Here is a 14011-nt window from a genome sequence, read left to right on the forward strand (position 1 = left end):
GCTCAGCTCACCGCGCGCGTTCGTCGGACGCCAGGTCCTGCTCGATCAGGGCCACGGCCTCGCCGATCCGGCCAAGGCCAGTAGGCACCTCGAGGCGGCACACGCCGATATGGCCCGCCAGCCCGGCACAGTGGCGAAGGTGCCGGGTGGCGAAATCGCCGACCAGCGCCGGCCGACCGAAGCGTGTCACATAGGAGAATTTGATGACGGCAGACAGCGCCTCGACCTCGGGCAGCGGCGATATCGCCGCCTTTTCACCGCGCTCGAGAATGTAGAGCCTCGTTACCGGAACCTTGTCCGGCGAAAATCCGCCATGCAGGCGATGCTGTGCCTTGTCGATCGCCGGATGCACCTGTGGGCGCACCTCCGCTTGCCGGATCGGGATGGCGGCCGCGGCGTCGGCAGCGAGTTTCAGCTGCGGAAAGCCTGGGACGATCATCGGCTGGTTCGGGTTGGACAGGTCGAGCGCCACGACATCGTCGGTCAGCAATCCGTGCCCGGCGCTGATCATCGCACCAGCCGTCGTCGATTTGCCGGCGCCCTTGTCGCCCATGAAGATCGCGCTCCTGCCGCCGACGGCAATCGCGCTGGCATGCAGGATGAGCAGGCCGCGCTGGTGCAAAAGCAGCGCCATGACCGGCCCGAGCAGCGGAAAGGCGATCAGCTGGTCGTCTATCCCGGGCGCCGGATCGACAATGATGCAGCAGGCATCGCTGATCAGGAAGGCGCCGACCGCCTGCCATGCCAGATACTGTTGCCTGGGTTCGAAGCGGAAGGCGGTTCCGGCCTCGAGCGAGGGTTTTGGAGAGTCGATCGGACTGACGGCGATCACGATGTCGGCCGCTGCGGGCGTCGTCGGCTCGAGTTCGGGCAAGGCCAGTTCCGAGCTGATCGTCAGGCCATAGGCCTTATAGAAGCGGCGCTCTCTCTCGCGTCTGCCTTCCGCATGTAACCGGGCATGCCCAAGGTCTGGCGCGAGCGACGTGTTCGATCTCGTCATGCTTGGCTCCCACGCAGTTGAACTTGCCGTAACCAGAGAGAAAGCGCGATTGAGCGCCAGACACATTGGACATCGGGCAGGGTCGCCTCATCCGGCTGCCGCAGGATCCGCGCATAGGCCGCGCTGACCTCAGGCAGGTTGACATAGGGCGCGATGCGGTCCGCATCCGAGACCAGCACCTTGTCGACGAGGTCGCGGTGGTTGCCGAGCATGCCGTGGACGAGGTTGGACTTGAAATCGATCTTGTCGCGCCGCCACTGGACGGACGGCGGCAGGATCCCTTCCATGGCCCGTCGCAGCACATGGCGGCCGAAGCCATTGTGCAATTTCTGCTCGCCCGGCAGCGCCAGGCAGAAATCGACCAGCGGCTTGTCCCAGAACGGATAGCGCGGCTCCACGCCGAAATTGGCGGCGGCCTTGTCGAGAACCTCGAAGGCGTGCGGCACGACCCCGTTCGACAGGATCCAGCGATGGCTAAGCGCTTCGCTGGCACTCACCGTGGACGGCATGTGTCCGGCCCGGTGAAAACGGTCGACGAGGTCGGTCCGCCTGGCTAGGTCCGGATTGACCAGATGGCGCCAGCTCGGGCCGCGCGGTGCCGCCGGACTGTTGCGAACCCTGTCCAGGATACGGCGTGTGGTGTGCCTGAGTTTTGCGATGCGCCAGGCCGGCCCGTAGAGCGTCAGGAACTGGTAGTACAGGCCCACCATGCTGTCGCCATAGGTGTTCGAGGCACTGCGGATTTCCCGCCACAGCTCGATCCATTTGCCGGCATTGGCAAGCTCGTGCAGATGACCATGACCTTGCGAGACGACTTCGTCGCCGCCATGGCCGTCCAGCAGCACCTTCATGCCTTTAGCGCCGGCTTCCCTGTAGATGCCGCGCGTCAGCGACAGGCCGGGAGCCAGGAACGTCCCCTCCTGTTCTTCGAGGATACGTTCGAACTCGGCGAACGGGGCGTAGTTGCCGACGGCAATCAGCGTGCCGTCGACCTTCTGCTGGCCGATCACCGCGTCGATGAAAGGCCTCTCGTCCATCGAGGAACCCCGTTCGAAGATCAGCGAAAAGGTCGGCAATCTGGGCTTTCGGGCCATGTCGTTTTGCAGGCTTGCCACGCAGGCGATCGCGGATGAATCGAGGCCGCCGCTGAGCATCGCGCCGACCGCCGGTGTGCCCCGCATGCGGTTACGCACCGACTGCGAGAACAGGTGGCGGAATTCCTCCGCGGCATCGGACCGCATTGGCTTCGACGACGGCTCGATCTGCCAATAGCGGCGCAGCACCACTTGGCTGTCGCTCACCGTCAGGCTGTGGCGGGCCGGCAGGCGGAAGATGTCGGTGTAAGGAGTCGACTGCGGATCGTCGGGCAGCCCGGCCAGAAATCCGGAAATCTGATGCTCGCTGAGGCGCGCGCCGGCACCGCCGATGCTGAGGATGGGTCCGATCTCCGAGGCGAAGAGGAAAATTCGGTCATCCGCATGATAGTAGAAGGGTTTCACCCCGAAATGGTCGCGCGCACAAAACAGGATCTGGCGCTCGCTGTCCCAGATGGCGAAGGCGAAGTCGCCTTGCAGATAGGTCGGGCAGGCCTCGCCCCAGCGCAGATAGGCCCGCATCAGCAGCGAGCCGTCGGCAAGCGAAGAGTCCCTGATGCCGAGCCTGGCCAGTAATTCCTCGCGATTGTCCAGCCGGCAGTCCGCGGTGACGGCAAGCTTGCCGCCGGCCATTGTCAGCGGGCCGGGGTCGGCTTCATCCGTGGTGTTCAGCCAGGCATGGCCAAGCGCCGCAGTCCTGTCCATCCACCACGAACTGCCGTCGCGGGCGCGATGCTGCATGCGAGCGAGCATTTGCTGGATGTCGGCCGCGGCGGTCGGCCTGCCTTGCTGCCTGGGCAGAATTCCGGCGATGCCGCTCATTGGCTACTGGCCGTGATCGACGAGATGGGCGAAACCATTGATGGAACCGCCAAGGACAATGTGGTTGCCGCTCATCAGCCAGGCATGGGCCTTCAATTGCGTGCCCGTATCCCGCTCGATGCCTATGCGGATCTTCGAGGCGTTGCCCTGGCGGGCGAGAATATATTGGCCGGCGAGCGCTTGGGTAAGGCAGCTTGCATAGGGAACGCGCCGCGCCGCCGCGGCAACGCCCCAGGCGACTCGCCTGAGGTCGCCGATGCCGGCCTCGTGAGGCGCATCGAGCTGCGTCACCATGCGGCGAAGGCGGTTGTACGAAAACAGCGTCAATCCCAGCCGCACCACCGCGACCACCAGCAGGCAGTGCGCCAGAAACAGCATCTCCGAGCCACTCAAGGAGAGAACCCTAGACAAGTTCCTCATGGTGGAGCCTCGCAAGCCCTGCCTCGGCCAGGCCTTTCAACAATCCGTCGACGTCGGCCTTGCAACGCTCCGGATCGACGTCGTAGCGCGTGAGCACCGCGCTGCGGATATCCGCGATCGGCCGCGGCTCCTGGATCAGTTCCCAGATATAGGCGCCGACGCTGTTCAGGCTGTAATAGATGTTGGATTTCAAATTGAGCAGCGCCAGCCCGTTGCCGAACTCGCAGGCCACGGCGTCATTGGTCGCACTTACGCTATCGCGGTCCGATGGGTTCCAGTTCATGCTAAAACCTCGTTTACAATACGCTACGCTTCGTCATGTTCAGGACCGGTTGGAAAGCCGGGGGTTCTGCGCCCCCCGGCCTCCCTTATCATTTACGCCCGGAGCCCCAACTTTGTACTCCGGGACGAAATCAAGCTCAGGAGAACGTGAGTTCGCCGATCGGCGTGTGGGCGGGAAACGACGCGTCGAGCGCCGTCGAGCCGCCGCCACCTTGCGTGATGGTCTCGATCGAACCGTGAACCGTCAGGCTAGGCGTTTCGTACTCATGCTTTTCAACATTCTGTTCCATTTTACTCTCCGATAAGGACTGGAAACGGCCTGTCGAGTGCCGTCAGCACATAACAATGCTGCAATGCAATAGCTGCATGGCGTCATATGTGAGTCAAGCCTGATTTACCAACTGTTAATCAATTGTCGGTTGCGCTTGGCTCTGCCTGTGATCAAACCTTCGGCAATCGCATCCTAGTCACGCTTGATAGCGGAATTCAACGACGCGCCAATGACGTCGAATTAAGCATCTGATTTGATTGTGATAAATTTTTTGACTCAAATGCCCGCTAAATAAGCACGAAGAAATTTGTCCCCAAATCGCTCAATTTGGCGTTTATAGCGGCCCTGGTTAAGCCCTTGATTGGAGTTTCGGCTGGCCATGTCCGCATACCGCATTTGAACGTTGTGGTTGTATCAGAACGGGGCACTGAAGGAAAAACTGGACGGCGGAAGCGATTTTGGCGATGCTTTGCTTCGCAACTGCAATATAAGGCGCCGACCGGAATTTTTGCGGAGACATTTGTCAGGAATGGCCGTGCAGGAAGGTTCTTACGAAAGGCTGCGCGCCGCCGACTGCGCCGATGAGGTTGCCTATGTGCAGGCCTGCCTGAGGCTGTTCTTCGCTTCCGGACCGGCCGCGGCGGGCGAGGCGCCAGCGCCGGCCATCTCGCTTGCCAGCGTCGCCGACATCGTCAGGCTGAACAAGGTTGCCACCTTCGTGCTCAAGGCCCTGTCGCGCGCGCCGGCAACACAAGCGCCGCCCGAACTGCTTGCATGGCTCGACACCTACCGCAGGCGGACGGTTTCGATGAACTCGTCCTGCATGATGGACTCGATGGCCATCCACCAGGTACTGCGCGACAGGCGGATCGATTTCGTCTTCCTGAAGGGGCCGTTCCAGCAACAACTGCTCTATGGCGATCATTTCATGAAGCCTTCGGGAGACGTCGACATACTGGTCTCGCCGGGCGGCTTTTTCGAAGCGCGCGAGGCGCTGCGCTCGATCGGTTACGAAGTTGCCGGCAAGTCCCGCTCGGTCTGGTGGCTGCGCTTCCTTGGCGAGCAGCACATGGTCCGCGGCGGTGGGCTGAAACAGTCCACGGTCGATCTCCACTACCGGCTGCAGCAGCCGGGATCGCCGAGCCCGCGCGATACGGATGGGTTCCTGCGCCGCAAGCGCGAGGTCGAGATCGCCGGCGCCAGGGTGCCGTTCACCTCGGCCTCCGACACGCTGCTCTTGTCCTGCATCAGCGTCGCCAAGGCCTTCTTCAATCGCGAGCCCTGCGCCGGCTATGTCTGCGATATCAGGGCCAGCGCCAGCCGGCTGAGCGAAGCCGAACAGCAGAACGTGCTCGACTACGCGGCCGGGCAGGGGCTGGCGGACACGCTGCTGCTCGGCCTCAGGGCTGCCGATGTGCTTGTTGGCGGCTCGGACACGCTCCTGTCGGAGCGCGCTACCCGTATTCTGTCGCGCATCGAAAATGCCGACCTGTTCCACATGGTGATCGCGCCCTGGCTGTCGTCCTTGCGCTGGCCGCAGCGGCGCACGGTGTTGTGGGAATTGTGCGGCCGCGAGCCGGTCCGCTATCTGGCCGAGGCCGGCTGGGCGGCATCCGCCGATCTCAGCCGGCGCATTTTCGAAAGGTCGACAGTCAGCCAGGCGGACAGCCGGTGAAGATCGTTTTGGGCATCAAGGGGCAGAACATTCGGAAGAACTCGTGCAATCGAGAGGTGAATTGATGTCCAGCACAGGATCCCAGGTCTGCGTGATCATCGCAGCCCGTAACGCAGCCCGCACCATCCCGGCCGCCATCGCCTCGGCGCTGCGCGAGCCCGAAGTGGCGGAAGTCGTCGTCGTCGACGATGCCTCCACCGACGATACCGCGGACGTGGCGCGCGCCGCAGACGATGGCAGCGGCAGGCTCTCGGTCATGCGTCTCGACATCAACAAGGGCCCCTCTTTCGCCCGCAACGCCGCGATCGCCGGCTCCACGTCGCCGTTCATCAGCATTCTCGACGCCGACGATTTCTTCCTCGAGGGCCGGTTTCGCAGGCTGTTCGCCAGCGCCGACTGGGACTTCGCCGCCGACAACATCATGCTGATCAGGGACGATGCGGCGACCGATGTCTCGAAGGTCGTCGCTCCGCCATTCTCCGCCGATCCGGAATTCCTCGATCTCGAACGGTTCGTCGAAGGCAACATTTCCAGGCGCCGCGTGCAGCGCGGCGAGCTTGGCTTCCTCAAGCCGGTGATCAGCCGGGTCTTTCTCGAGCGCCACGGGCTGCGCTACGACGAAAGCCTGCGCCTGGGCGAAGACTATGAGCTCTATGCGCGCGCCGTCGCCCGCGGGGCGCGCTTCAAGGTCATACGGTCCTGCGGCTACGGCGCGATCGTTCGTGCCGATTCGCTGAGCGGCCGCCACAGGACGCTGGATCTGAAGCGTCTGGCCGACGCCGACCTGGCGCTGCTCAAGATCGACAGCCTGCCGGAAACCTCAAAGGCGGTGCTGCGCAAGCACGAACGCCATGTGCGCGACAAATACCGGCTGCGCAACTTCCTCGACGTGAAGGCCGAGCAGGGCCTGGCATCGGCTGCCGCCTATGCCCTGGCCAGCCAGTCGAACCTCATTCCCATCGTTCGTGGCGTCGCCGCCGACAAGCTGGAGGCGCTGTTTCGCCATACCGGCCTTGCCTCGAAACGCCAGCAGGTACCGCCGATGCGCTTCCTCATGGCGGCCAACGCCGCCGCGGAGAACTAGAGCATGATCCCGAACCGGAGGTCAGCGTAGCAAAAAGTGGGAACCCGGTTTTCGGAAAAGATCATGCTCAAACAAAATGATAGAGCCCCATCCCGATACCATCGGGATGGAAGCAGGCTCTAGGTTTCGGGCCGCCGCAGCGGCGGTCGGAAATTCGAAAAAAACGCCTTTGCCAAACTCCGAGGTTGCCTAGTTGGCCTGGGAATGGCAGTGTATGTTGCGGTGCAGCAATTGTGGAAGGCCAACCCGATGGCTTCGATATTCGGCTTCAGATCCAGGGATCCATCCCGGGACCGGCAGACCGATCTTCAGCGTTTCGATCGTCTTGCAAGGTTGCTGGATCAGATCGCGACCGAGATCGAGGCGGAAAAGACCGGGCTTGAGAATCGCTATCGGTCAAAGGCGACGAACGCTGCCTTCCTGGTCGAGGCGATGGAGAACGGCTCGGCATCGACGAGCAAGGTGTCCGAAGTCAGCGAACTGACGACATCGATCCTGAATTGCGAGCGGCGCATCGCAGCGCTGGCCCGCCAGAACAGCCTGATGAAGGAGCTGCGTCATTCACTCGACGCGATCGTCGAAGAGAATGGCGGGTCTCCCAATATGCAGGCTGGGTTCGTCAAGCCCGCAGGCAGGGCCTGACGGCGCGGTTTCGGTTCCGGCCGCCGGTCTGGCGGCACGAGGCAGGTAACGAGGAAGATAGAAGATATAAGGGCGGAGAATCAGGAGCGGCTCGTCATGCGGCGGGCCAATTGGTGACTTTGGGTTGGGCGGACAGCACAAAGGTAAGTTGGTATGAACGCAGATCCCAAGACTATTTCCATCGTCGTGGCCGATGCCATGCCGTCGGTGCGGTCGAATCGGCAAGGCAGACTGTGGCAGCTGTGCACGGCGGGCGCGCTTCTCCTGGCCGTTGCCGCAACGTCGCACCCGGCCCACGCCCAGGACTTGCCGAGCGCGCCCTCATTCGTCGATGATTTCACCAAGTTCGATCATTCGCGCTGGTACGTCTCCGACGGCTGGTCGAACGGCCCGCACCAGAACTGCACATGGTCGAAGAGCCTGGTCAGCCTGTCCGACGGCGCACTCACGCTCGGCTTCGAGAAGCGCCAGACCAAGGACCGCGCTTTTGCCTGCGGCGAGATCCAGACCAAAAAGCGTTACGGCTACGGAACCTATGAGGCGCGCATGAAGACGGACACCGGGTCCGGCCTCAACGCCGCGTTCTTCTCCTACATCGGTCCCCAGGACAAGCAGCCATGGGATGAGATCGATTTCGAAGTCCTGACCAAGGACACCTCCAAGGTGCAGGTCAACACTTACATTTCCGGCAAGCCGAAGAACGAAAAGCTCGCCGATGTCGAAGGCGGCACCGACAAGGGTTTCAACGACTATGGCTTCGTCTGGGAGAAGGATCGGCTGCGCTTCTACGTGAACGGCAAGCTCGTCCAGGAAGTGACGAACCCGGCGGAGTTGCCGACCCACTCGCAGAAGATATTCTTCAGCCTCTGGGGCAGCGAGAAGCTGACCAGCTGGATGGGCCCCTTCTCGGATCCAGGCCGCAAGGTCACGATGCAGGTGGAGCGCGTCGCATTCACCGCGCTTGGCCAGCCCTGCCAGTTCCCGGAATCGCTGGCATGCAGCATAAGCAACAGCAACTAGGCATGATCCCGAACCGAATGCAGCAGAAAGTGGGAACCGGCTTCGGATCGTGCTCCAATAGGAAACTGGCCCTGGACGGCCTGCCATCTGAACCGGCCGGACCGAAGACGGCCCTGAACAGGAAGCACACCGAATGAACTTGACGGTCTTTGGAATAGGCTATGTTGGTCTCGTGCAGGCAGCCGTGCTCGCGGAAGTCGGGCATCAGGTGGTGTGCGTCGACATCGACGAAAAGAAGGTCGAACGGCTCAACCAGGGCCTTATCCCGATCTTCGAACCCGGGCTCGAAAGCCTCGTCAAGGAAAACCACGCCGCCGGCCGCATCAAATTCACCACCGATGCCAAGGCCGCGATCAAGCATGGCGAGATCCAGATGATCGCCGTCGGCACGCCGCCCGGCGAGGACGGTTCGGCCGACCTCAAATACGTGCTGGCAGTCGCCGAGTCCATCGGCCGCGAGATGGAGGCGCCCAAGATCGTCGTCGGCAAGTCGACCGTGCCGGTCGGCACCTGCGAAAAGATCAAGGCCAGGATCGCCGAGACGCTGAAGAAAAGAGGCCGCGAGGACCTGACTTTCGACGTCGCCTCCAATCCGGAGTTCCTCAAGGAGGGCTCCGCGGTGGCCGACTGCATGAAGCCGGACCGCATCATCGTCGGCACATCGAGCGAAGGCACCGAGGCGGTGATGCGCGAGCTCTACGCTCCGTTCAACCGCAACCACGAGAAGATGATCGTGATGGACGTGCGCAGCGCCGAGTTCACCAAATACGCGGCCAATTGCATGCTGGCCACCAAGATCAGCTTCATGAACGAGATGGCCAATCTGGCCGAACAGCTCGGCGCCGACATCGAGGAGGTGCGCAAGGGCATCGGCAGCGATCCGCGCATCGGCTACCACTTCATCTATCCGGGTCTGGGCTATGGCGGCTCGTGCTTCCCCAAGGACGTGCGCGCCCTGATCAAGACCGCCGAGGGTGTCAAGTTCGACGCCAAGCTGCTGCGCGCCGTCGAGGAGCGCAACAACGAGCAGAAGTCCGTCCTGTTCGACAAGGTAAACCGCTACTTCAAGGGCAACCTCAAAGGCAAGACCTTCGCGCTGTGGGGCCTGGCCTTCAAGCCGAACACCGACGACATGCGCGAGGCGCCGGCCCGCAACCTCATGGAAGCGCTGTGGAAGGCGGGCGCGAAGGTACAGGCCTATGATCCCGAGGCGATGCAGGAATGCCAGGCCATCTATGGGCTGCGCGACGATCTGCTGCTCTGCGGCACCAAGGAGGCGGCTCTGCGCGGCGCCGAGGCGCTGCTGATCGCCACCGAGTGGAAGAGCTTCCGCGCGCCCTCCTTCGACGCGCTGAAGGATGCGCTGACCACGCCGGTCATCTTCGACGGCCGCAACCTCTACGACCCGAAGGTCATCGCCCGCCACGGCATCGAATATCATTCGATCGGCAGGGTGGCTGCGTGAAGGCCCGCTCCGAAGGCGGCCTCGACGAACGACAACGAGGCCGTCGGTGAACGCGCTGCTGTCGGGAAAGGATAGGATCTGATGGCGCTGGATATCAGGCCCGAGCAAATCGCCAACGAGCATTTCGATATCATCGCCATCGGCTCCGGTTTTGGCTCGGCCTTCTTCCTGCACGCATTCGCCAAGCGCCGTAAAGCGCGTGTCCTGGTTCTGGAATGGGGCCGGCACAACACGCATGAGTGGCAGCTCGGCCAGAACGCCAACACCGACATCGACGACGAGTCGACCTACAAGTCCAACTCCGACAAGCCGTGGAACTACACCATCGGCCTGGGCGGCGGCACGAATTGCTGGTTCGCGCAGACACCGCGCTTCCATCCCAACGACTTCCGGTTGAAAAGCACCTATGGCGTCGGCAATGACTGGCCGATCAGCTATGACGAGCTCGAGCCGTTCTACTGCGACGCCGAGGAGGTCATGTCGATCTCGGGCGATCCCGACATGGCTCAGATGCTGCCGCGCTCGAGACCGTTTCCGCAGCCGCCGCATCGCATGTCGACGCCCGATCGGATGATGAAGGCAGCGCAGCCCGACCAGCACTTCGTCATGCCGACCGCGCGGGCTCGGGTGCCAACTTCGCAGCGAACCTCGTGCTGTGCCAATCTGCGCTGCTGGCTGTGCCCGGCCGATGCCAAGTTCACGGTCAACAACGGCCTGATGCACGTCTTCGAGCATCCGGATGTTTCGGTCTGCCTCAGCTCGGAGGTGCGGCGGCTCGACCATGTCGGCGGCTCCGTTCGCTCAGTGGTGTTCACCCATGGCGGCAAGGAATATTCCGCCAGTGGCGACCTTTTCGTGCTCGGCGCCAACGCGATCCAGAGCCCGGCGATCATGCTGCGGTCCGGGCTCGGCGGTGAATTCGTCGGCCTCGGCCTGCACGAATCCTATGGCTGGAACTTCGAGGTCTATCTCGACGGCGTCGACAATTTCGACGGCAGCACCATCACCACCGGTCTGAATTTCGGGCTCTATGACGGTCCCCACCGCGCCGAGCACGCGGCCGCGCTGGTCTATTTCGAGAACCGCTGGCAGCACGGCATGCGGGCCGAGAAGGGACGGCTGCGGCAGACGCTGCCGCTGGTCATAGTCACCGAAAACCTACTCGATCCGGAAAACCGCGTCATCCTAGACAAGGATGAGAACGCCTTCGTCAGCTTCAAGGGAGCGTCGGACTATGCCGTCAACGGCATGGCCAAGGCGCTGGAAAGGCTGCCGGCGCTGCTTAAGCCGCTGCCGGTCGAGAAGCTGTTCGATCGAGGCATCCGGCCGACCGAATCGCATGTGCAGGGCACGTTGCGGATGGGCACTGGCCCCGCGGATTCGGTCGTCGACCGCGACATGATCCACCACCAGCTGAGGAACCTCGTCGTTGTCGGCACGAGCACCTATCCCAGTTGCTCCTGCGTCAATCCAAGCCTGACGGCGGCGGCTCTGTCGCTGAGGGCGGCGAGCCGGATCGCATGAAGGGAGCTCTGCAATGATGAAGATCACGCGACGCTCCGCATTGGCCCTGGTCGCCGGCGGGCTTGCTTCCACCGGCATTGCTTACGCCGCCGTGTCCTCGTTCTCGGACGAGGACCTGGTCCGCGTCACGCTGGAAAGATATCTCGGTCCGCTGAACATGCGCATCGAGCACCTGCAGCAGTTCGTGCTGGAATTCCGCAACCGGAATCCCTGGATATTTCCGAACGAAAAACTGAGCGATGCGGTCACTCTGGTCGAGGAGCTCAAATTGGGCGCCGCACGCCGACTGCTGCCGCATGAAAAGCGGGAAGACCTGGTGCATTTCGACCGCTGGGTCATCGCCGAATTCCATGTGCTGACCGACTACGCATGGCGCAGCTCGCCGAACGACGCGATCCGGTTTACCGGCTGGCAGTCCTGTACCAATCCGTTCGCAAATCTGGAGCCGCCGAAAGTCGCTTGAGGCGAAGGCAAGACGCTGGTCCTGGCCAGCGTCCGAACGAAACACGAAAATGCGACAAGGAGCCCGATCCCATGAAAGTCCTTTTTGCAGGTGGCAACGGTTACACGCCGCAGTTCAGCGGCGGCGTCCAGTCCAGCACCCATCATCTGGCCGAGCAGTTGATCGAGCATGGCCATGAGGCGTCGGTGCTTGCCGCGCTCTTCGGCCAGGGCGTTTTCGGCTACAAGGCGCGCGCCAAGATGAAGCTTTTGCGGCAACGGGCCGTCATCGACTCCTATCCGGGTTATCCGGTGGTGCGGGCCTGGTTTCCCTGGGAGGCTGCCGGCTTTGCCGTCAAGAAGCTGAGGCCGGATGTCGCCGTGGTCCAGTGCCACAAGTCGGTTCCGATCGGCAAGGCGCTGGAGGCGGAAGGCGTGCCGCTGGTCGTCTATCTCAGGAATGTCGAATTCCATGAACTGGGCGGCGACCTGCGCGAGTTGCGTTCGGCTCTCTACATCGCCAATTCCGAATTCACGGCCCGCACCTACAAGCAGAAATTCGACATCGATTCGACGGTCATTCCGCCGACCATCAATCCCGGCTTCTACAGCACGCCGACGACAGGCGAGTTCGTCACGCTGATCAACCCTTACGAGGAAAAGGGCTTCGACCTTGCGGTGCGCATCGCCGCCGCCTGCCCCGAAATCCCGTTCCTGTTCGTCGAAAGCTGGAAGCTCGACGACGATCATCGAGCCCGGATCGAACAGACGATCGCGCCATACCCCAATGTTAAGCTGGAGAGCCGCACCAGCGACATGAAGACGGTCTATGGCCGCACCAAGATCCTGCTCGCTCCCAGCAAGTGGGAGGAGGCCTGGGGCCGGGTGGCGTCGGAAGCCCATTGCAGCGGCATTCCCGTCGTCGGCTCGCGGCGCGGCGGCCTGCCCGAAGCCATCGGCTCGGGCGGCGTGGTGCTGGACTATGACGGTCCGCTCGACGATTGGGTGGCGGCGATCAGGCTTCTGTGGAACGATGCCCAGGAGTATGCGCGGCTTTCCACGGCGGCGCGTACATTCTCGGAGCGCCCCGCCTTGGACCCGCAGCGTCAGTTCGCCACCTTCTTCCAGCTGCTCGACAAGGCGGCGGCGCAACGGACTGCACGCAAGGCTGCATGAGCTTCGCGAAGCAGCGCCCGTCGTGACGCTGCATCCCGGTTCCAGCAGTTATTGGTGAGGTCAGGCCGGTCTCTTAACCCGGCTCTTCAGCGTCTCGTAGCCGCGTTCGCCGAGCAGCGTGCGCGCCACTTTCTTGACCACCGTCTTGCGCCCTTCGGGCGAATTGACCTGGCGCAGCCTGGCCGGCAGGTTGCGCGCCGCCTGGTTGAGCGCCGGCAGCGACAGCGCGTCGGGGTAGGTCACCAGATGGGTTTCCACGCACAGCACCGGCTTGCCGGAAAGCTTGGCGATCTTGAGCGCCTGCTGGTGCTCGCTTTCGATGAACAGGATTGCATCGGTCTTGGCGTAGAAATCGGCCTTGAAACTGCCATGCACGCCGAGCCGCTGCCGTTCCGCCTTGCTCGGCAGGTCGAGCATGATCAGCTCGTTGTATTTGACGTCGTGCTTGTCGAGCCAGGCCTCGGTGAGCTTGCGGTACTTCTCCAGCCGGCTGGTGACCAGCCAGCCGATCTTGCGGGTCGGGGCAAAGAGCGGCCGCGCTTCGGCGAGGAATTTCTCATAGGCCGGGCCGTCGTCGTTTTCCGCCTCGGTCGGGTCGAGGCAGAGCACGCCGTCGATGTCGACACAGCTTTGCTCGAGGAATTTGTGGTGCATGAAATTCCACTGGAACATCCTGGGATGCGGCACCACTTCGAAAACGACATCGGTTTCCTGGTGCTGTGACAACAGCCCGAACACCGCTGCAAAGATGAAGTCCGCCTTGATGCCGGAGGCCTCGATCCGGTTGCGTGCGTCACGCATCGCGTTGCCGCCGCTGACGCTGTCGTCGATCACCAGGATCTTGCGCATGTCGGAGGCCTGCCGGTCGAGCGCGGCACGGCGCTTGGTGATGCCCGATGAATAGATCCTGCCGGCGATGAAGCTGTCGAGGTCGGTCATCGGGATGTTTGCCGCAAGGCTCACCAGCGTGGCGGCAAGAATGCCGCTTCTCGGCACGCCGACCACCAGGTCGATGTCGCGCGGCAGCCGGTGAAGGTTGCTGACGATGGCGTCGTTCATGTCGGAAATCGAGCGGTAGTGCATGGTCTGGGTCGG

At 62.7% G+C, this 14011-nt stretch carries 14 protein-coding genes; 8 read left to right on the forward strand and 6 right to left on the reverse strand.

Going from position 1 to position 14011, the window contains the following annotated elements; genetic code table 11:
* Positions 1 to 7 precede the first annotated feature (7 nt).
* The 5 genes from ACSQ3Z_RS06335 to ACSQ3Z_RS06355 all read right to left on the reverse strand — a co-directional run bounded on the left by ACSQ3Z_RS06335 (position 8) and on the right by ACSQ3Z_RS06355 (position 3908).
* Positions 8 to 1000 (reverse strand): serine kinase, encoded by a 993-nt coding sequence (locus ACSQ3Z_RS06335; protein ID WP_436170483.1) that lies wholly within the window; start codon positions 998 to 1000, stop codon positions 8 to 10.
* On the reverse strand, positions 997 to 2916 hold the full coding sequence (locus tag ACSQ3Z_RS06340) for a lasso peptide isopeptide bond-forming cyclase (RefSeq protein WP_436170484.1): 1920 nt from the start codon (positions 2914 to 2916) through the stop codon (positions 997 to 999). Before ACSQ3Z_RS06340 ends, ACSQ3Z_RS06335 begins: the two co-directional genes overlap by 4 nt.
* Before the next feature lie 3 nt (positions 2917 to 2919).
* Positions 2920 to 3309, reverse strand: a complete 390-nt coding sequence (locus ACSQ3Z_RS06345) for a lasso peptide biosynthesis B2 protein (protein WP_436170485.1) — start codon at positions 3307 to 3309, stop codon at positions 2920 to 2922.
* Positions 3310 to 3319: 10 nt separating this feature from the next.
* Entirely contained in the window at positions 3320 to 3619 is a 300-nt protein-coding gene (locus ACSQ3Z_RS06350; RefSeq protein WP_120011969.1) for a PqqD family protein, read from the reverse strand.
* 136 nt (positions 3620 to 3755) lie between these two features.
* Positions 3756 to 3908 (reverse strand): lasso peptide, encoded by a 153-nt coding sequence (locus ACSQ3Z_RS06355; protein WP_006205257.1) that lies wholly within the window; start codon positions 3906 to 3908, stop codon positions 3756 to 3758.
* A gap of 510 nt (positions 3909 to 4418) precedes the next feature.
* Here ACSQ3Z_RS06355 and ACSQ3Z_RS06360 point away from each other — a divergent pair.
* From ACSQ3Z_RS06360 to ACSQ3Z_RS06395, 8 genes are all read left to right on the forward strand, one after another.
* Positions 4419 to 5564, forward strand: a complete 1146-nt coding sequence (locus ACSQ3Z_RS06360; RefSeq protein WP_436170486.1) for a nucleotidyltransferase family protein — start codon at positions 4419 to 4421, stop codon at positions 5562 to 5564.
* 64 nt (positions 5565 to 5628) lie between these two features.
* Positions 5629 to 6648 (forward strand): glycosyltransferase, encoded by a 1020-nt coding sequence (locus ACSQ3Z_RS06365; RefSeq protein ID WP_436170487.1) that lies wholly within the window; start codon positions 5629 to 5631, stop codon positions 6646 to 6648.
* 249 nt (positions 6649 to 6897) lie between these two features.
* Entirely contained in the window at positions 6898 to 7290 is a 393-nt protein-coding gene (locus tag ACSQ3Z_RS06370; protein ID WP_436171847.1) for a hypothetical protein, read from the forward strand.
* A gap of 153 nt (positions 7291 to 7443) precedes the next feature.
* Positions 7444 to 8310, forward strand: coding sequence for a family 16 glycosylhydrolase (locus tag ACSQ3Z_RS06375; protein WP_436170488.1), 867 nt, complete (start codon positions 7444 to 7446; stop codon positions 8308 to 8310).
* A gap of 133 nt (positions 8311 to 8443) precedes the next feature.
* The gene (locus ACSQ3Z_RS06380; RefSeq protein ID WP_436170489.1) at positions 8444 to 9775 is read left to right on the forward strand and encodes a UDP-glucose dehydrogenase family protein; all 1332 of its coding nucleotides are present in this window, start codon (positions 8444 to 8446) and stop codon (positions 9773 to 9775) included.
* 81 nt (positions 9776 to 9856) lie between these two features.
* A complete protein-coding gene (locus ACSQ3Z_RS06385; RefSeq protein WP_436170490.1) occupies positions 9857 to 11299 on the forward strand; it encodes a GMC oxidoreductase in 1443 nt (480 codons plus the stop codon).
* A gap of 13 nt (positions 11300 to 11312) precedes the next feature.
* The gene (locus ACSQ3Z_RS06390) at positions 11313 to 11762 is read left to right on the forward strand and encodes a hypothetical protein (protein WP_436170491.1); all 450 of its coding nucleotides are present in this window, start codon (positions 11313 to 11315) and stop codon (positions 11760 to 11762) included.
* A gap of 71 nt (positions 11763 to 11833) precedes the next feature.
* Complete coding sequence (locus ACSQ3Z_RS06395; RefSeq protein ID WP_436170492.1) at positions 11834 to 12916, forward strand: glycosyltransferase; 1083 nt, start codon at positions 11834 to 11836, stop codon at positions 12914 to 12916.
* Between the two features lie 60 nt (positions 12917 to 12976).
* On the opposite strand, the gene ACSQ3Z_RS06400 is transcribed toward ACSQ3Z_RS06395, so the two are convergent.
* Positions 12977 to 13999, reverse strand: a complete 1023-nt coding sequence (locus tag ACSQ3Z_RS06400) for a phosphoribosyltransferase (protein WP_436171848.1) — start codon at positions 13997 to 13999, stop codon at positions 12977 to 12979.
* Between the last annotated feature and the right edge of the window lie 12 nt (positions 14000 to 14011).

Origin of the sequence: Mesorhizobium sp. LjNodule214, from assembly GCF_964252735.1 — a bacterium.
In the GTDB taxonomy this organism is placed as follows: Bacteria; Pseudomonadota; Alphaproteobacteria; order Rhizobiales; family Rhizobiaceae; genus Mesorhizobium.

Coding starts and splice junctions, on each gene's coding strand:
- ACSQ3Z_RS06335 (WP_436170483.1), bottom strand. CDS start 1,000: ATGACGAGATCGAACACGTCGCTCGCGCCAGACCTTGGGCATGCCCGG.
- ACSQ3Z_RS06340 (WP_436170484.1), bottom strand. CDS start 2,916: ATGAGCGGCATCGCCGGAATTCTGCCCAGGCAGCAAGGCAGGCCGACC.
- ACSQ3Z_RS06350 (WP_120011969.1), bottom strand. CDS start 3,619: ATGAACTGGAACCCATCGGACCGCGATAGCGTAAGTGCGACCAATGAC.
- ACSQ3Z_RS06355 (WP_006205257.1), bottom strand. CDS start 3,908: ATGGAACAGAATGTTGAAAAGCATGAGTACGAAACGCCTAGCCTGACG.
- ACSQ3Z_RS06360 (WP_436170486.1), top strand. CDS start 4,419: ATGGCCGTGCAGGAAGGTTCTTACGAAAGGCTGCGCGCCGCCGACTGC.
- ACSQ3Z_RS06365 (WP_436170487.1), top strand. CDS start 5,629: ATGTCCAGCACAGGATCCCAGGTCTGCGTGATCATCGCAGCCCGTAAC.
- ACSQ3Z_RS06370 (WP_436171847.1), top strand. CDS start 6,898: ATGGCTTCGATATTCGGCTTCAGATCCAGGGATCCATCCCGGGACCGG.
- ACSQ3Z_RS06375 (WP_436170488.1), top strand. CDS start 7,444: ATGAACGCAGATCCCAAGACTATTTCCATCGTCGTGGCCGATGCCATG.
- ACSQ3Z_RS06380 (WP_436170489.1), top strand. CDS start 8,444: ATGAACTTGACGGTCTTTGGAATAGGCTATGTTGGTCTCGTGCAGGCA.
- ACSQ3Z_RS06385 (WP_436170490.1), top strand. CDS start 9,857: ATGGCGCTGGATATCAGGCCCGAGCAAATCGCCAACGAGCATTTCGAT.
- ACSQ3Z_RS06390 (WP_436170491.1), top strand. CDS start 11,313: ATGATGAAGATCACGCGACGCTCCGCATTGGCCCTGGTCGCCGGCGGG.
- ACSQ3Z_RS06395 (WP_436170492.1), top strand. CDS start 11,834: ATGAAAGTCCTTTTTGCAGGTGGCAACGGTTACACGCCGCAGTTCAGC.
- ACSQ3Z_RS06400 (WP_436171848.1), bottom strand. CDS start 13,999: ATGCACTACCGCTCGATTTCCGACATGAACGACGCCATCGTCAGCAAC.